The organism is Hamadaea tsunoensis DSM 44101 (genome assembly GCF_000428945.1).
GTDB lineage: Bacteria > Actinomycetota > Actinomycetes > Mycobacteriales > Micromonosporaceae > Hamadaea > Hamadaea tsunoensis.
Genome location: NZ_AUAX01000003.1, coordinates 497,890 through 514,523, shown reverse-complemented (window position 1 = coordinate 514,523; position 16,634 = coordinate 497,890). Strand labels below are relative to the sequence as shown.

Below are 16,634 nucleotides of genomic sequence, written 5' to 3'. Positions count from 1 at the left end.
CCAGACGCGAGTGGATCAGAACTGTCGAGAAGGAGAACGAGATGCGCCCGGGTGGCATGCCGAACATGCAGCAGCTCATGAAGCAGGCGCAGCAGATGCAGCGCAAGCTCGAGGCGGCTCAGGCGGAGCTGGCCGAGCTGGAGCTGACCGCTTCGTCGGGCAACGGCCTGGTCACCGTCACGGTCACCGGTGACGGCGCGCCGCGCTCGGTGAAGATCGATCCGAAGGTGGTCGACGCCGACGACGTCGAGACGCTGGAAGACCTCGTGCTCGACGCCTTCACCAGCGCCCTCGACGAGGCCGCCAAGGTCCGCGACGCGAAGATGGGCCCGCTGACCGGCGGCATGGGCCTGCCGTTCTGACCGGGCCGCGGCGAACCGGCCCCGACCGGGCCGCGGCGAACACGTTCTGATCCAGGCCCCGGCGGACACGGTCCGAGCCGGGCCGCGACAAGCAGGGGAAGGCGGAGGGGAGGCGTCCATGTACGAGGGTGCGATCCAGGACCTGATCGACGAGCTGGGCCGGCTGCCCGGCATCGGCCCGAAGAGCGCTCAGCGCCTGGCCTTCCATGTGCTGTCGGCCGACCCGATCGACGTGCGGCGGCTGGCCGCCTCCCTGGTGAAGGTGAAGGAGGTCGTGAAGTTCTGCACGATCTGCTTCAACGTCGCCGAGGACGACAAGTGCCGGATCTGCCGCGACCCGCGCCGCTCGGACGAGATCCTCTGCGTCGTCGAGGAGCCGAAGGACGTCGTGGCGATCGAGCGTACGAACGAGTTCCGGGGGCGCTATCACGTGCTCGGCGGGGCGATCAATCCGCTGGAGGGCGTCGGCCCCGACAACCTGCGCGTACGCGAGTTGATGCAGCGGCTGGCCGACGGTGAGGTGAAGGAGCTGATCCTCGCGACCGACCCGAACACCGAGGGCGAGGCGACCGCCACCTACATCGCGCTGCTCGTGAAGCCGATGGGGATCACGGTCTCGCGTCTGGCCAGCGGTCTTCCGGTCGGCGGCGATCTCGAGTACGCCGACGAGATCACGCTCGGCCGGGCTTTCGAGGGCCGCCGCACGATCTAGTGAAAGACGCGCCACGGTCGAGGTAGGACTCGCCACGATCCAGCTAAAGACGCGCAACGATCTGATATCGGTCTCTCTCTGTCATGAACCGAACCCGATAGGTTCGATGCATCGGTGCACGTCACTTAGGACAGAGGTGAACCCTATGAGCGCGTCCAGGCCCCGATCGGCATCCGCGGTCATCGCCGCGTCGATCGTCGTCGCCCTTGCCGTTGCCGGTTGCGCGAGCAAGCGGGACGACACGTCCACATCGAGTTCCAGCAAGAAGGACAAGCTGGTGTTCGGGGTCGCGGGGGATGCGAAGGTCCTCGATCCGGCGCTGGCCAGCGACGGCGAGTCGTTCCGCATCGCCCGCCAGGTCTTCGAAGGGCTGGTACGCGCCGAGGAGGGGGGTACGAAGATCATCCCCTCGCTGGCCGAGAGCTGGACGCCGGACGCCTCCGGTCTGGTGTGGACGTTCAAGCTGCGCCAGGGCGTCAAGTTCCAGGACGGTACGGACTTCAACGCCGACGCCGTCTGCACGAACTTCAACCGCTGGTACAACTTCTCGGGCCTGATGCAGAGCGAGGACGTCTCCTCGTACTGGCAGGACGTCTTCGGCGGCTTCGCCAAGAGCGAGAACTCCGCCCTGCCGGCGAGCCTGTTCAAGAGCTGCGTCGCCAAGGACCCGGGCACGGTCGACATCACGATCACCCGCGTCACGAGCAAGTTCCCCTCCGCCCTGGCGCTGCCGGCGTTCTCCATGTCGAGCCCCAAGGCGCTGCAGGACTACAAGGCCGACGGGATCGCCGGCACCGCCGACAACGTGACCTACCCGGAGTACGCGCTGGGGCATCCGGTCGGCACGGGCGCGTACAAGTTCGTGAAGTGGGACCACACGGCGAAGACCGTCGAGCTGACCCGCTTCGACGACTACTGGGGCGACAAGGCGAAGATCAAGACGCTGATCTTCCAGACGATCACCGATCTGACCGCCCGCAAGCAGGCGCTGCGCAACGGGCAGATCCAGGGCTACGACCTGGTGGCCCCGGCGGACGTCAAGGCGCTCAAGACCGACGGATTCCACGTCCTGACCCGGCCGGCCTTCAACATCCTGTATCTGGCGATCAACCAGAGCGGCAACCCGGCGCTCAAGGACGTGCGGGTCCGGCAGGCCATCGCGTACGCGATCAACCGGCAGGCCATCGTCGACTCGAAGTATCCGGAGGGTTCCACGGTCGCGCTGGAGTTCCAGCCGCCCGGTCTGGCCGGCTACAACGAGAACGTCACCAAGTACGCGTACGACGTGAACAAGGCCAAGGAACTGCTCCAGCAGGCCGGCGTGACCAACCTGAACCTGAAGTTCTACTACCCGACCGAGGTCACGCGGCCGTACATGCCGGCGCCGAAGGACATCTACGAGCTGATCGCCGCGGACCTGAAGGCGGCCGGCATCCAGGTGACCCCGGTGGCCCTCAAGTGGAGCCCGGACTACATCAACGCCGTGCAGACGACCAACAAGCACGACCTGCACCTGCTCGGCTGGACCGGTGACTACTCCGAGGCGTACAACTTCATCGGCACCATGTTCGACCGGCCGAAGATGGAGTGGGGTTTCACCAACCCCGGGCTCTTCGCCGACTTCAAGGCGGCGGACGCGGAGCCGGACGCGACCAAGCGGGCCAACGACTACGCCGCGCTCAACGCGAAGATCATGGACTTCGTGCCGGGCGTGCCGATCGCGCACGGACCGCCCTCGCTCGTCCTGGGCAAGGACGTGGACGGCGTGAAGGCCAGCCCGCTGACCGACGAGCACTACGCGAGGGCGTACTACACCGAGTAGCCGTACCAATCGGGAAGCGCCAGCCGTCCGTGATCTCGCGGGCGGCTGGCCACCGTCGTATGGGGGATCGATTTGCTCCGATACATCGTACGCAGGCTGCTGCAGTTGATCCCGACGCTGCTCGGCCTGTCCGTCATCCTCTTCATCTGGCTGCACCGGCTGCCGGGCGGTCCGGAGACGGCCATCCTCGGCGAGCGGGGGACCGATGAGACCCGCGCCAAGCTGCGCCACGACCTCGGTCTCGACGAGCCGCTCTGGATCCAGTACTTCCGGTTCATGCGCCGGATGATCACCGGGAACCTGGGCACCTCGATCAGTACGCACCGCCCGGTCGTCACCGAGTTCGCCGAACGGTTTCCCGGGACGGTGGAGCTGACCGTCTCCGCCCTGATCATCGCGATCGGTCTGGGCATACCGCTCGGCTATCTCGCCGCCCGCAGACGGGGGTCCATCGTGGACCACGGTTCGGTCGCCGGCTCGCTGCTCGGCATCTGCGTACCGATCTTCGTGCTGGCGTACCTGGTGAAGGAGGTCTTCGCCGTGAAGCTGGGCTGGTTCCCGGCGGCCGGCCGGCAGGACGTGACGATCGACGCCACCCGGGTCACCAACTTCTACGTGCTCGACGGGATGCTCACCGGCGAGTGGGACGCGGCCGCCGACGCGCTGAAGCACCTGGTGCTGCCGGCGTTCACGCTGGCCACGATCCCGCTGGCGATCATCATCCGGATGACCAGGGCCAGCGTCCTGGAGGTGCTCGGCGAGGACTACGTCCGCACGGCCGAGGCCAAGGGCCTGACCGAACGCGTGGTACGCCGCCGGCACGTGCTGCGCAACGCGCTCCTGCCGATCGTGACCACGATCGGCCTGCTCACCGGCGGTCTGCTGTCGGGTGCGGTGCTCACCGAGACGGTCTACTCGTTCACCGGGATCGGCCAGTTCATCGCCGAGTCGATCGACCGGCGGGACTATCCGGTGCTGATGGGCTTCATCATGTTCGTCGCGGTGATCTACGTGACGGTCAACCTGCTCGTCGACATCTCGTACGGGTTGATCGATCCACGGGTGCGTGTGCGATGACCGATCTCACCCCGATGCTCCCGGCGCCCGAACCTCGACCGGCCGAGCCCGACAGCCAGACGCCGACGGCGAGCCTGGCCGGGCTGACCCCGAAGGCGCGCAGGCAGCGCCTCGACCGGCTGGCCGAACTCGCCGCCGTGCACGCCGAGGAGAAGGGCCGCAGCCTCTGGGCCGAGGCGTTCCGCCGGCTGCGGCGCAACCCGGCCGCCGTCGCCGGCACGGTCGTCCTGCTGCTCTTCGTGCTGGTGGCGCTGATCGGCCCGCTCTTCGTGCCGTACGACCCGACCTCGACGGCCTGGGCCGACCAGGTCAAGGAGGGGCAGAACATCATTCCCGGACCGAGTGCCCAGCACTGGTTCGGCCTCGATCACAACGGCCGCGACGAGTTCAGCCGGGTCATCGTCGGCGCCCGGCAGACGCTGCTGGTCGGCGTGGTCGCGACGGCTCTGGGTCTGATCGTCGGCTGCCTGCTCGGCGGGCTGGCCGGTTCGGCGTACGGGCTGGGGGGCCGGGCGGGGCGGCGGATCGACAACGTCGTCATGCGCGTGATCGACATGCTCCTGGCCATGCCCAGCCTGCTGCTCGCGGTCAGCATCGCCGCGCTGCTCGGGCCCAGCCTGACGACGGTCATGATCGCGATCGGCGTCATCTCGGTCCCGGTCTTCGCCCGGCTGCTGCGCGGTTCGATGCTGGCCCAGGCCAACTCCGAGTACGTGACCGCCGCGACGGCGCTCGGCGTACGGCGGTGGCGCATCGCTCTGGTCCACGTCCTGCCGAACTCGCTCGGCCCGGTCCTGGTGCAGGCCACGCTGACGCTCGCCACGGCCATCATCGAGGCCGCCGCGCTGTCGTTCCTCGGGCTCGGCAACCCCGATCCCGCGGTGCCGGAGTGGGGCGTCATGCTCACCGACGCGCTCACCCGCCTGGAGGTAGCGCCGCGCCTGACGATCTACCCGGCCGTCGGCATCATCATCACCGCCTTCGGCTTCACCCTCCTCGGCGAGGCGTTGCGCGAGGCACTCGACCCCAAGCTGAGAAGGTGACCATGGCGCTGCTCGAAGTCGAGGACCTGGGGGTCACGTTCCGCGGCGACCGCGAGGTCCGCGCGGTGGACGGCGTCTCGTTCACCGTCGACGCCGGCGAGGTCACCGGTCTCGTCGGCGAATCCGGCTGCGGCAAGTCCGTGACCTCGCTCGCCCTCATCGGACTGCTCCCCAAGCAGAACACCCGGCGGGTACGCGTGGACGGCCGCGCCCTGTTCGACGGACTCGACCTGCTGCGGGCGGACACGCGTACGCTGCGCGACATCCGTGGCCGCGAGATCGCGATGATCTTCCAGGATCCGCTGTCGTCGCTGAATCCGGTCGTGCCGATCGGCGTACAGGTGGCCGAGGTTCTGGTGCGTCATCGGGGCGTGAGCAAGGCGGAGGCCCAGCGACGCGCGGCGCAACTGCTCGACCGCGTGGGCATCCCGGACCCGAACCGGCGGCTCAAGGAGTACCCGCACCAGCTCTCGGGCGGGATGCGCCAGCGCGCGCTGATCGCGATGGCGGTGGCCTGCCGGCCGCGGCTGCTGATCGCGGACGAGCCGACGACGGCGCTGGACGTGACCATCCAGGCGCAGATCCTCGAACTGCTCAAGGAACTGGTACGCGAGGACGGCACCGCGATGATCATGATCACCCACGACCTGGGCGTGGTCGCGGGCCTCTGCGACCGCGTGAACGTGCTCTACGCCGGGCGCGTCGTGGAGAGCGCGGCGCGGCGGCCGCTGTTCGCGGAGCCGGTGCATCCCTACACGATCGGCCTGCTGAATTCGATCCCGCGCCTCGATGCCGGGCAGGGAGCCCGGCTGACCCCGATCCGCGGCTCGGTACGCGACGTCCTGCCCTGGTCGCAGGGTTGCGCATTCGCGCCGCGGTGCGACCGGGCGGTGGAGGAGTGCCTGGCCGGGCCGCCCGAGATCACCGGCGACCCGCACAGCTTCCGCTGCGTGAACCCGGGCGTCGGCGTCGACCTGGAGGAGGTCCGGTGACCGCGGAGACGCTGGTCGAGCTCAAGGATCTCCAGGTGCACTTCCCGATCCTGCGCGGCGTGTTGGTCGACCGGGTGGTCGGCCACGTGAAGGCGGTCGACGGCGTCAGCCTGAGCATCCCGCGCGGCAGCACGTACGGGCTGGTGGGCGAGTCGGGCTGCGGGAAGACGACGCTCGGGCGGGCACTGCTGCGCCTGGTCGAGCCGACCGGCGGCACGGCGGTCTTCGACGGTGTGGACCTGACCGCGCTGGGCTCGAACGCGATGCGGACGATGCGCCGCCGGCTTCAGATGATCTTCCAGGACCCGCTGTCCTCCCTGGACCCGCGGCAGAACATCGAGTCGATCCTGACGGAGGGCCTGGCCACGCACGGTATCGGTGCGGACCGGGCGGCCCGGCGGGCCCTGGTCGGCGAGACGCTCGACGCGGTCGGCCTGCCCCGGTGGGCGCTGTCCCGCTATCCGCACGAGTTCTCCGGCGGGCAGCGGCAGCGCATCGGCATCGCCCGCGCGCTGGTGCTGAGCCCGGACCTGATCGTCGCCGACGAGCCGGTCTCGGCCCTGGACGTCTCGATCCAGGCCCAGGTGCTCAACCTGCTCGCGACGCTGCAGGCCGACCGGGGCCTGACCTATCTCGTGATCGCGCACGACCTCGCCGTCGTCCGCCACATCTGCGACACCGTCGGGGTCATGTACCTCGGGGCGCTCGTCGAGCAGGCGCCGTCGGCCGAGCTGTACACGCGGCCGCTGCACCCGTACACGCGGGCGCTGCTGTCGGCGGTGCCGGTGCCGGATCCCGATGTCGAGGACCGCCGCGAACGCATCCTGCTCACCGGTGACCTGCCCTCGCCGGCGAATCCTCCGTCGGGTTGCCGCTTCCGGACCCGCTGCCCGTGGGCCCGGGAACGCTGCGCGCAGGAGCGGCCGGAACTGCGTACGCTCGCCGCCGGGCACACCGTCGCGTGCCATTTCGCGGAGGAACTCGAATGACCCTCAAGCCGTCCGGACGCCGTGGCGTACGCCCGCCCGGGCCCGTTCCAGGTAGGCGCGCACGATCGTGCCGAGCACCGCGCCGGGGTCGATCCGGATCTCGTTGGCCGTGAACGTCAGCACGAGTACGCCGTACTCCTGGAACCGGTGATGGCGGCGCAGCCGGCCGGCCCAGTCGTCCGGGGTGTCACCGGCCTCGACGAGGTCCAGGGCGATCGCGGTGTCGGCGATCCAGCCGTCCGGGGTCGGCAGCGGTTCGCCGTCCGGGCCGGTGAGGGCCGGCTGCCAGGCCACCTCGGGCAGCGCCGGGGCCGTCCGGCACAGGTCGCGCAGCAGCGTCCGCGGGGCCGCCCGGACGCCCTGGTGCAGATCGGCCAGGGCGGTACGCAGCAGGTGGCTGCCCCGCTTCGGCCCCTCCGACAGCTCCCGTTCCAGCTGGTCGAGGGTGGCCAGGCCGCGCTGGACCGACTCGGTGAGCACCGGGCGCGCGTCCGGCCCGACCAGGCGCAGCGTGTCGGCGACCGCCCGGGCCGGCGACACGACCGCCATGCCCTTGACCCGGCTGGCCCGCTCGTCGAGCCGGTGCGTACGCGACACCGCCGCGAACTGGGCCGTCGACAGCCGCCGGTGGTCGGGGATGAGCACGTGCACCCGGTCGTCGGCGGGCGCGTGCCGCAGTCCGTGCAGCCGTAGCGCGGCCGGACCGGTCAGCTGGGCCGCCGCCCCCGCATAGAGGTACGCCGCGAAGGCGCGCTGATCGCCGCTGAGCGGACCGCTCTGGGCGGCGTAGACCGACGGCAGGACGGTCTGCCAGAGGCCCTTCTCCAGCCGCCAGCGCAGGGCTCCTTCGGTGAGGCCGGGGGCGGCCGGGGGAGTGTCGGCGGGCACACCGAGGGCCTGATCGCGTCGGATCAACCCGAACTGGGTCGCCAGCAACGCGCTCAGGTCAGGTTCGGCCCGACGCCTCGGCATGGCGGCCAGCCTGCCGAACCGCACCCGTCAGCAGGTAGTACTTGTGGATAACGATTGGTTATCAAAGGCGTACTGGCGTTGTTGTAACAGCACCAATACGCCTTTGATCACCCTTCTGGGCGGTTCAGCAGGCCGACGGCGAGCTGATGGACGGCGGCCAGATCGGCCGGATCCTTCAGCTCGACGGCCGCACCGGTGACCGCGTACCACTCGTCGGCCTGGCGGTACTGGACGCTCGTGCGCGCCGTCGTCCCCTCCATCGCCGACCGCAGCGTCAGCTCGCCCGTCACGACGCCGACCTCGTCGGTCATCACGCCGCCCGGTCCGGGCACGATGTCGGTCACCAGTTCGTCGCTCATGCCGCCGTTCTCCTTATGCACACGTGCCGAGCATGTCGGTCAGGGCGTCCTTCTCGGCCGCCGTGACAGACAGCTTCCAGTACGTCTTCACGGTGATCCAGTCCTGCGCGTACTGGCACCAGGCGCTCTTCGCCGGCGGCTTCCAGGTCGACGGGTCCTGGTCGCCCTTCGACCGGTTGGCCGAGGCCGAAACCGCGAACAGCTGCGGGCGGGTCTGGTCGTTGGCGAAGTCGCCGCGCTTCTGGTCGTCCCACTTGTCGGCGCCGGCCCGCCAGGCGTTGGCCAGCGGGACCATGTGATCGATGTCCACCTGGGACAGTGCCGTGTACGTCTTCTCGTCGTACCAGCTCTTCCAGCTGCCGCCGGTGACGTTGCAGCCGGACAGCTTCACGTCGGTGCCGTCGCGCTTGAGGATGACGTCGCGGACGTCGCAGCCCTTGCCGGCCGACCGCCAGTGCGGGAACCGGTCCCGGCTGTAGCCGGTCATCGGGTGCTGGTCGGCGATGGTCAGCGCGGCGAGCGCGGCGGTCGCGTCGCCGGCCGCCGCCGGTGGCTTGAGCTTGCCCGGTGAGGACGAAGCGTCTGCGGTCGAGGGGGTGAGGGTGCCGTCGTTGCAGCCGGCCGCGAACACGAGGAGCGCGGCGAGGGTGCCGATCAGGCGAACGGGGGTACGCACGGTGAGAGTCTCTCCTGTCCGGGCCGCTGAGCCCAACGTCCACAAAGACACGGCGCGTCGGATGTTTTGCCAGCGGGGGACAACCATAAACGTGCGGGCGCCCGCGAAGATGTGAGGCGTGACCGAGCTACGCCTGAGCACCACGGCCGGCCGTGCGACCCTCGGCGTCACGGTGCTCGCCTCCGGCATGGCCTTCCTCGACTCCACGATCGTCAACGTCGCCCTGCCCCGGCTCGGCGAGGACCTGCACGCGGAGCTGTCCGGTCTCCAGTGGACCGTGAACGCGTACACCCTCGTGCTGGCGGCGTTCGTGCTGCTCGGCGGGGCTGTCGGGGACAAACGCGGCCGGCGGCGTACCTTCCTGTCGGGCGTCGCCGTCTTCACCGTCGCCTCGATCTGCTGCGCGCTCGCCCCCACGATCGGCCTGCTGATCGCCGCCCGCGTCGCCCAGGGCGCCGGCGCGGCCCTGCTGCTGCCCGGATCTCTCGCGCTGCTGCAGGTCTCCTTCGTGCCGAACGAGCGCTCCCGCGTGATCGCCATCTGGTCGGGCCTGTCCGGCGTGGCCACCGCCGCGGGTCCGTTCCTCGGCGGCTGGCTCATCGACGCCTGGTCCTGGCGCGCGATCTTCCTGCTGAACGTCCCGCTGGCGGCCGTCGTGGTGCTGATCGGCAGCCGGTTCCTGCCCGAGAGCCTCAATCCGGAGGCCCGGCACACCCGCTTCGACATCGCCGGGGCGGTGCTCTGCGCGATCGGGCTGGGCGGGCTCGCGTACGGGCTGACGGCCGCGCCCGAGCTGGGGTTCGCGTCCTTCGCCGTCTGGGCCGGGCTGGTCGCCGGGGTCGTCGGCCTCATCGCGTTCGTGTCGGTCGAGCGCCGCCGCGGCCTGCCGGGCGTCGGGATCGCCGACCGTGAGGGCCGGCCCCGCATCGTCGCGATGCTGCCGCCCGTGCTCTTCCGCGACCAGACGTTCGCGCTGCTCACCGCCTACACCATCGCCGTGTACGCGGCCCTGGGCGGGCTGCTGTTCTTCGTCGCGATCCAGCTCCAGACGGTCGCCGGGTTCTCCGCGCTGGCGGCGGGCGTGGCCACGCTTCCGATGACCCTGATCATGCTGGTCGGTTCGCCCCGCAGCGCCGCGATGGCCGCCCGCCGGGGTCCCCGACTGCAACTCGTCGCCGGCCCCGTCCTGTGTGCCGCCGGTACGCTGGCCCTGCTCGCGGTCGGCCCCGAGACGAACTACTGGCTGGACGTCCTGCCCGGGGCGATCCTGTTCGGGCTGGGCATGGTCGCCTTCGTCGCGCCGCTGACCGCGACCGTGCTGGCCGTCGTGCCGGACGCGTACGCCGGAGTGGCCAGCGGCACCAACAACGCGGCGGCCCGGGCGGCGTCACTGCTCGCGATCGCCGCCCTGCCGCTGCTGGTGGGCCTGGCCGGGGCCGCGTACGCGAACCCGACCGCGTTCAACCGCGGGTATCACGCGGCGCTGCTGTGGTGTGCGGGGGCGCTGCTCGCCGGCGCGGTGATCGGCGCCTTCGTCCGCCCCCGCCGCCCTTCCTGACCGGCCGCCGGGGTCCCACCCCCAAGATCCCGCTTGGATCACGGTTACCACCCGAATCTTGGGCCATGATTCGGGTGATTTCCCTGATCCAAGCGGGATCTTGGGCGGGTGAATGGGAGGCCGGGTCAGCGGTTGACGGCGCTCGCGACCGCCTTCAGCGACGCGGTGAGGATGTTGCCGTCGATGCCGACGCCCCAGCGGACCTCGCCGTCGACCTCGCACTCCACGTAGGCGGCCGCCTGCGCGTCGTCGCCCGCCGTCAGGGCGTGCTCGGCGTAGTCGAGGACCCGCACGTCGAACCCGCTGTCGCGCAGGGCGTACGTGAACGCGTCGATCGGGCCGTTGCCGACGCCCTCCAGGCGTACCTCGGTGCCGTCGACGGTCGCCTCGGCGATGATCTCGACCTTGCCGTCCACGGTGGAGACGGCGTACGAGCGGACGGCCACCCGGCGCTCGGCCAGGTACTCCTGCTCGAACAGCTCCCACATCCGGCCCGGGCCGACCTCGCCGCCCGCGTCGTCGGTCTTGCGCTGCACCACGCCGGAGAACTCGATCTGCATCCGGCGCGGCAGGTCGAGCTGGTGCTCGGCCTTCATGATGTACGCGACGCCGCCCTTGCCGCTCTGCGAGTTCACCCGGATCACGGCCTCGTAGCTGCGGCCCAGGTCCTTCGGGTCGATCGGCAGGTACGGGACCTCCCAGAAGCCGCCCGCCTTCTCCTGCGCCTCCAGGCCCTTCTTGATCGCGTCCTGGTGCGAACCGGAGAACGCCGTGTAGACCAGGTCCCCGGCGTACGGGTGGCGCTCGTGGACGGGCAGCTGGTTGCAGTACTCCACGGTCCGCTTGATCTCGTCGATGCCGCGGAAGTCGATCTGCGGGTCGATGCCCTGGCTGAACAGGTTCAGGCCCAGCGTCACCAGATCCACGTTGCCCGTACGCTCGCCGTTGCCGAACAGGCAGCCCTCGACGCGATCGGCCCCGGCCAGCACGGCCAGCTCGGCGGCGGCCACCCCGGTACCCCGGTCGTTGTGCGGGTGCACGCTCAGCACGACACTGTCGCGGCGGGGCAGCCTCCGGTTCATCCACTCGATCGAGTCGGCGTACACGTTGGGGGTGATCATCTCAACGGTGGCCGGCAGGTTGATGATCAGCGGCCGGTCCGGCGACGGGTCGACGGCCTCGATCACGGCGGAGCAGATCTCCAGCGCGTAGTCCATCTCGGTACCCGTGTACGACTCCGGTGAGTACTCGTAGAAGATCTCGGTGTCGGGCGTGTGGATCTCCGCGTACTTCTGGCACATCCGGGCGCCGTCCACCGCGATCGCCGTGATGCCGGCCCGGTCCAGGCCGAACACGACGCGCCGCTGCACGACCGAGGTCGAGTTGTAGAAGTGCACGATCGCCCGCTTCGCGCCGCGCAGGGACTCGAAGGTGCGGTCGATCAGGTGCTCCCGGCACTGGGTCAGCACCTGGATCGTGACGTCCTCGGGGATCAGGTCCTGCTCGATCAGCTGGCGGACGAAGTCGAAGTCCGTCTGGCTGGCGGCCGGGAAGCCGACCTCGATCTCCTTGTAGCCCATGCGTACCAGCAGCTCGAACATGCGGCGCTTGCGCTCGGGGGACATCGGGTCGATCAGGGCCTGGTTGCCGTCGCGCAGGTCGACCGCGCACCAGCGGGGAGCCTGCTCGATGCGGCGGGTCGGCCACTGCCGGTCCGGCAGGTCGATCGCGATCTGCTGATGGAACGGCTGATAGCGCTGGAACGGCATCGCGCTGGCGCGCTGTCGTGCGATCGCGTCGCCCTGCTCGGCGGCGGCGTCGTTGCCGGCCTGGACAGAAGCGCTGGACTGAGTGCGGATTGCGTCCGACATGTTCCGATTCTCCCGGAAGATCAGGTGCGGCGGCGACAGCGCCGAGGCCGCGTGTGGGCTTCTTCACAGATCGCGATCCAGCGCGCAGTAGATCGACTGCGGAAATCAGGGCTGGGTCACCGTGGAAAGTCCTGAGCCTGACCGGCCGGACGCAATGGGCACGCCGCGATCACCGCGACGAGTTGCCGGTCTCAGGCCTCGTCGCGGCAGCGAAGGAGAAGGAATGCGTGCCACATGACCCTGGCCACGTTACCGGGCGATCACGGGACCGGCGGCGGCCTCCCACATCCCGGGATCGTCAGGCGTGTTACCTGGTTGTGAACGGCCCGTGAAGTCCGGTTGGATCTTCCCTCATGGGGAGCACCACGGGGTTGTTCGACAAGATCCTTCCGCCGCCGGGCATCTCGCGCCGGCTGGCCTTCCAGTCGGCCGTGATCGCGACGGGCGGCGGCACCTTCCAGACCGGCAGCGTCGTCTTCTTCACCCACGTGGTCGGGCTCTCCCCGGTGCAGATCGGCGTCGGCTTCTCCGTCGTCGGCTTCGCGGGCCTCGTCGCATCGTTGCCGCTCGGGCACGTCGCGGACAGGATCGGCGGCAAACGCGCCTGGGTCCTCGGCGCGCTGGCCGAGGCTGCCTGCTTCGCTCTCTACCCCTTCGCCCGCGGGTTCTGGACCTTCCTCGCCCTGGTGGTCGTCGGCTCCCTCGCCGACGTGCTGGCCAACGGCGGCCGGACCGTCTACACGGCGGCCGCGCTGCCGACCGAGATCCGCGTACGCTCGATGGCCTTCATGCGGGCGTACCTCAACGTCGGCTTCACGATCGGCGCCGGGCTCGGAGCCGCCGCGCTGGCCCTGAACTCCACGGCCGGACTGATCGCGCTGGTCGCCGTCAACGCCGTCGGGCTGGTCGTCAACGCCCTCGTCGTGTCACGGATGCCGGAGGTGCACGCCGGACCGCGTACGCAGCGGCGGACCAGCCCGTGGGGAGTGCTGCGGGACCACCCGTTCTCCGCGCTCGCGCTGGTGTTCATGCTGATCTGGCTGCACAGCACGATCTTCATGGAGATCCTGCCGCTCTGGGCGATCACCAAGACCGACGTGCCCAAACCCGTGCTCGGCGCGCTCTTCGCGCTCAACACCGTCCTGGCGGTACTGCTCCAGGTCCCCGCGACCCGGGGCGCCGACTCCCTGCCCGGCTCGGTACGCCTCCTGCGCTGGGGCGGGATCGCGGCGGCCGTCGCCTGTCCGGTCCTCGCGCTCAGCGGGCGTACGCACGGCTGGGCGACCGTGGCCGTCCTCGCGCTCGGCGTGGTGCTGACGACCGCCACCGAGCTGTGGTCCTCGGCGGCGCAGTGGTACATGCAGACGGAACTGCCGCCCGCTGACCAGCGGGGTGCCTACGTCGGAGCGTCCCGGTCGATCGGTGGCATCGGGCGGATGGTCGGCCCGGCCGCGCTCACGTTCCTGGCCATCCAGACCGGCGGCTGGGGCTGGTGGGTGATCGCGGTGATCTTCGTCGTCGCGACCCTCGCCGTACGCCCGGTCGTCGACTGGGTCGGCCGGACGCCCCGGAACGGGGCGCCCGTGCCGGTGCTGGCCGAGGCCGCCGCGAGCGCCTGATCTTCCAGGCTCGTCGGCGGCCCGGCCGTCAGCGTCCGGGCCGTCCGGCCGTCAGCGGCGGGTCAGCTCGCTTGCGAGCAGCTCGGCGATCTGCGCCGTGTTGAGGGCGGCACCCTTGCGCAGGTTGTCGCCGGTGACGAAGAAGTCGAGCGACCGCGGGTCGTCCATCGAGCGCCGGATGCGGCCGACCCAGGACGGGTCGGTGCCGACGGCGTCGATCGGCATCGGGAACTCGCCGTTGGCCGGGTCGTCGACGACGATCACGCCGGGGGCGCCGTTGAGCACCTCACGGGCCCCGTCGGCGTCCACCTCGGATCCGAAGACCGCGTGCACGGCGACCGAGTGACCGGTGGCGACCGGTACGCGTACGCAGGTGGCGCTGACCTTCAGGTCCGGCAGGCCGAGGATCTTGCGGGACTCGTTGCGCATCTTGAGTTCCTCGGAGGACCAGCCGGCCTCCTTGAGTGAACCCGCCCACGGGACGACGTTGAGCGCCAGCGGCGCCGGGAACGGGCCCAGGTCGTCGCCGACCGCGTGCCGGACGTTTCCCGTACGCGAGCCGAGCGTCCGGTCGCCGGCCACCTTGGCGAGCTGGTCGTGCAGGGTGTCCACGCCGATCTGGCCGGCGCCGGAGACCGCCTGGTAGGAGGCGAGCACCAGCTCCCGCAGCCCGTACTCGCGGTGCAGCGGCGCGATCGCCACGATCATCGCGAGGGTGGTGCAGTTGGCGTTGGCGATGATCCCCTTCGGCCGGTTGCGAGTCTGCTCCGGATTGATCTCCGGTACGACGAGCGGGACGTCGGGATCCATCCGGAACGCGCCGGAGTTGTCGACCGCGACCACGCCGCAGGACGCCGCGATCGGCGCCCACTTGGCCGAGACCTCGTCCGGCACGTCGAACATGGCCACGTCGACGCCGTCGAAGGCGTCCTCGCTCAGCGCGACGACCTCGACCTGCTCACCGCGTACGGTCAACTTGCGGCCGGCCGAGCGGGGCGAGGCGATGAGGCGGATCTCGCCCCAGACGTTCTTGCGGCTGGACAGGATGTCCAGCATGACCGTGCCGACGGCGCCGGTGGCACCGACGACGGCCAGGGTGGGCAGCTCGGCCATGCGCTATCGCCCCGTTCCCGCGTAGACGACGGCCTCGGTGTCGCCGCCGAGGTCGAAGGCGTCGTGCACGGCCTTGACGGCCTTGTTGAGATCGCTGTCGCGGCAGACGACCGAGACGCGGATCTCCGAGGTGGAGATCATCTCGATGTTGACGCCGGCCTCGCCCAGGGCGGCGAAGAACCGCGCCGCGACGCCGGGGTGCGAGCGCATGCCCGCGCCGACCAGCGAGACCTTGCCGACGTGGTCGTCGAAGAGCAGGCCCTTGAAGCCGACCGACTCCTGGATCTTGGAGAGCGCGGCCATCGCCGCCGCGCCGTCGTCCTTCGGCAGCGTGAAGGAGATGTCCGTGCGCCCGGTGCCCTCGGTGGAGACGTTCTGCACGATCATGTCGATGTTCGTCTCGGCCCCCGCGACCGTCTCGAAGATCCGCGCGGCCTCGCCGGGCGTGTCGGGTACGCCGACGATCGTGATCTTCGCTTCGGAGCGGTCGTGCGCGACACCGGTGATCAGTGCCTGTTCCATGGAAAGAGCCTCCATCGATCCGGTGACGAGGGTTCCGGTCTTGTCCGAGTACGAGGAGCGCACGTGGATCGGCAGCGCCGACCGGCGCGCGTACTCCACCGAACGCAGGTGCAGCACCTTGGCGCCGCACGCGCACAGTTCCAGCATCTCCTCGTAGGTGATCTGCTCGATGTGCCGGGCGTTGGGCACGATCCGGGGATCGGCCGTGAACACGCCGTCGACATCGGTGTAGATCTCGCAGACGTCGGCGTCGAGCGCCGCGGCCAACGCTACGGCCGTCGTGTCGGAACCGCCCCGGCCCAGCGTGGTGATGTCCTTGGTGTCCTGCGAGATGCCCTGGAAACCGGCCACGATCGCGATCGCGCCCTCGTCGAGCGCGCCGCGCAGCCGGCCCGGCGTGACGTCGATGATCCGCGCCTTGCCGTGCGCCGACGTCGTGATGACACCGGCCTGCGAGCCGGTGAAGGACCGGGCCTCGTAGCCGAGGTTGTGGATCGCCATCGCCAGCAGCGCCATCGAGATGCGCTCACCGGCCGTGAGCAGCATGTCGAACTCGCGCCCCGGCGGCAGCGGGCTCACCTGGTGGGCCAGGTCGATGAGTTCGTCCGTCGTGTCGCCCATCGCCGACACGACCACGACGACCTCGTCGCCGCCCTTGCGCGCCGCCACGATCCGCTCGGCGACCCGCTTGATCCGCTCGGCGTTGGCCACCGACGAACCGCCGTACTTCTGCACCACCAAGGCCACGGGTGCGGGTCTCCTCTCGATCGCGCGCGTGCCGCGCACTGCCCGCGCCACGCCCGTCGCCGGGCGGCGGAGCGCCCGGAGCACCTGTGAGGATACCGGCAGCAGGGGTGGGCCAACACAGTCCGTTCCCATCATCTGACCATCGGTAGAAGATCTCCTGAACGCTCGCTGAGGCACCGGGCACGCCTTCGGTCACGCCC

14 protein-coding genes and 1 pseudogene are annotated in these 16,634 nt (G+C 70.1%); 9 read left to right on the top strand and 6 right to left on the bottom strand.

Annotation, left to right across the window (positions count from 1 at the left end; translation table 11 throughout):
• The first annotated feature begins 41 nt into the window (after window positions 1–41).
• The 7 genes from G401_RS0107345 (at window position 42) to G401_RS44105 (ending at window position 6,997) form a co-directional block, all read left to right on the top strand.
• A complete protein-coding gene (locus G401_RS0107345; RefSeq protein ID WP_027341990.1) occupies window positions 42–362 on the top strand; it encodes a YbaB/EbfC family nucleoid-associated protein in 321 nt (106 codons plus the stop codon).
• A gap of 118 nt (window positions 363–480) precedes the next feature.
• On the top strand, window positions 481–1,074 hold the full coding sequence (recR, locus tag G401_RS0107340; protein ID WP_027341989.1) for a recombination mediator RecR: 594 nt from the start codon (window positions 481–483) through the stop codon (window positions 1,072–1,074).
• A 145-nt stretch (window positions 1,075–1,219) separates the two neighbouring features.
• Complete coding sequence (locus G401_RS0107335; protein ID WP_027341988.1) at window positions 1,220–2,896, top strand: ABC transporter substrate-binding protein; 1,677 nt, start codon at window positions 1,220–1,222, stop codon at window positions 2,894–2,896.
• A 72-nt stretch (window positions 2,897–2,968) separates the two neighbouring features.
• Entirely contained in the window at window positions 2,969–3,973 is a 1,005-nt protein-coding gene (locus G401_RS0107330) for an ABC transporter permease (protein ID WP_027341987.1), read from the top strand.
• Entirely contained in the window at window positions 3,970–5,016 is a 1,047-nt protein-coding gene (locus G401_RS0107325; protein ID WP_407636831.1) for an ABC transporter permease, read from the top strand. The genes G401_RS0107330 and G401_RS0107325 overlap by 4 nt, the downstream gene beginning before the upstream one ends.
• A 2-nt stretch (window positions 5,017–5,018) precedes the next feature.
• Window positions 5,019–6,008, top strand: coding sequence for an ABC transporter ATP-binding protein (locus tag G401_RS44110; RefSeq protein WP_034590903.1), 990 nt, complete (start codon window positions 5,019–5,021; stop codon window positions 6,006–6,008).
• Entirely contained in the window at window positions 6,005–6,997 is a 993-nt protein-coding gene (locus G401_RS44105) for an ABC transporter ATP-binding protein (protein ID WP_034590902.1), read from the top strand. The genes G401_RS44110 and G401_RS44105 overlap by 4 nt, the downstream gene beginning before the upstream one ends.
• A gap of 3 nt (window positions 6,998–7,000) precedes the next feature.
• Here the strand turns inward: G401_RS44105 and G401_RS44100 are convergent, their stop codons facing one another.
• The 3 genes and pseudogenes from G401_RS44100 to G401_RS0107300 all read right to left on the bottom strand — a co-directional run bounded on the left by G401_RS44100 (window position 7,001) and on the right by G401_RS0107300 (window position 9,004).
• On the bottom strand, window positions 7,001–7,969 hold the full coding sequence (locus tag G401_RS44100; RefSeq protein WP_157545404.1) for a hypothetical protein: 969 nt from the start codon (window positions 7,967–7,969) through the stop codon (window positions 7,001–7,003).
• Window positions 7,970–8,076: 107 nt separating this feature from the next.
• A pseudogene (locus G401_RS0107305) lies at window positions 8,077–8,307 on the bottom strand (hypothetical protein); the annotation flags it as partial.
• Window positions 8,308–8,341: 34 nt separating this feature from the next.
• On the bottom strand, window positions 8,342–9,004 hold the full coding sequence (locus G401_RS0107300) for an HNH endonuclease family protein (RefSeq protein ID WP_027341984.1): 663 nt from the start codon (window positions 9,002–9,004) through the stop codon (window positions 8,342–8,344).
• Window positions 9,005–9,122: 118 nt separating this feature from the next.
• Between G401_RS0107300 and G401_RS0107295 the strand changes: the two genes are divergently transcribed.
• Window positions 9,123–10,562, top strand: coding sequence for an MFS transporter (locus tag G401_RS0107295; RefSeq protein WP_027341983.1), 1,440 nt, complete (start codon window positions 9,123–9,125; stop codon window positions 10,560–10,562).
• Window positions 10,563–10,687: 125 nt separating this feature from the next.
• Here G401_RS0107295 and leuA read toward each other — a convergent pair whose 3' ends face one another.
• A complete protein-coding gene (leuA, locus tag G401_RS0107290) occupies window positions 10,688–12,331 on the bottom strand; it encodes a 2-isopropylmalate synthase (RefSeq protein ID WP_051366329.1) in 1,644 nt (547 codons plus the stop codon).
• A gap of 455 nt (window positions 12,332–12,786) precedes the next feature.
• Here leuA and G401_RS0107285 point away from each other — a divergent pair, with 455 nt between their 5' ends.
• On the top strand, window positions 12,787–14,052 hold the full coding sequence (locus tag G401_RS0107285; RefSeq protein ID WP_027341981.1) for an MFS transporter: 1,266 nt from the start codon (window positions 12,787–12,789) through the stop codon (window positions 14,050–14,052).
• Window positions 14,053–14,103: 51 nt separating this feature from the next.
• Here G401_RS0107285 and G401_RS0107280 read toward each other — a convergent pair whose 3' ends face one another.
• On the bottom strand, window positions 14,104–15,165 hold the full coding sequence (locus G401_RS0107280) for an aspartate-semialdehyde dehydrogenase (protein WP_027341980.1): 1,062 nt from the start codon (window positions 15,163–15,165) through the stop codon (window positions 14,104–14,106).
• 3 nt (window positions 15,166–15,168) lie between these two features.
• On the bottom strand, window positions 15,169–16,434 hold the full coding sequence (locus G401_RS0107275; protein ID WP_027341979.1) for an aspartate kinase: 1,266 nt from the start codon (window positions 16,432–16,434) through the stop codon (window positions 15,169–15,171).
• Between the last annotated feature and the right edge of the window lie 200 nt (window positions 16,435–16,634).

Bases quoted from the DNA above. Each gene is read 5' to 3' on its own strand.
- G401_RS0107345 (WP_027341990.1), top strand. From the start codon at position 42: ATGCGCCCGGGTGGCATGCCGAACATGCAGCAGCTCATGAAGCAGGCG.
- recR (WP_027341989.1), top strand. From the start codon at position 481: ATGTACGAGGGTGCGATCCAGGACCTGATCGACGAGCTGGGCCGGCTG.
- G401_RS0107335 (WP_027341988.1), top strand. From the start codon at position 1,220: ATGAGCGCGTCCAGGCCCCGATCGGCATCCGCGGTCATCGCCGCGTCG.
- G401_RS0107325 (WP_407636831.1), top strand. From the start codon at position 3,970: ATGACCGATCTCACCCCGATGCTCCCGGCGCCCGAACCTCGACCGGCC.
- G401_RS44110 (WP_034590903.1), top strand. From the start codon at position 5,019: ATGGCGCTGCTCGAAGTCGAGGACCTGGGGGTCACGTTCCGCGGCGAC.
- G401_RS44100 (WP_157545404.1), bottom strand. From the start codon at position 7,969: ATGCCGAGGCGTCGGGCCGAACCTGACCTGAGCGCGTTGCTGGCGACC.
- leuA (WP_051366329.1), bottom strand. From the start codon at position 12,331: ATGCCGTTCCAGCGCTATCAGCCGTTCCATCAGCAGATCGCGATCGAC.
- G401_RS0107285 (WP_027341981.1), top strand. From the start codon at position 12,787: ATGGGGAGCACCACGGGGTTGTTCGACAAGATCCTTCCGCCGCCGGGC.
- G401_RS0107280 (WP_027341980.1), bottom strand. From the start codon at position 15,165: ATGGCCGAGCTGCCCACCCTGGCCGTCGTCGGTGCCACCGGCGCCGTC.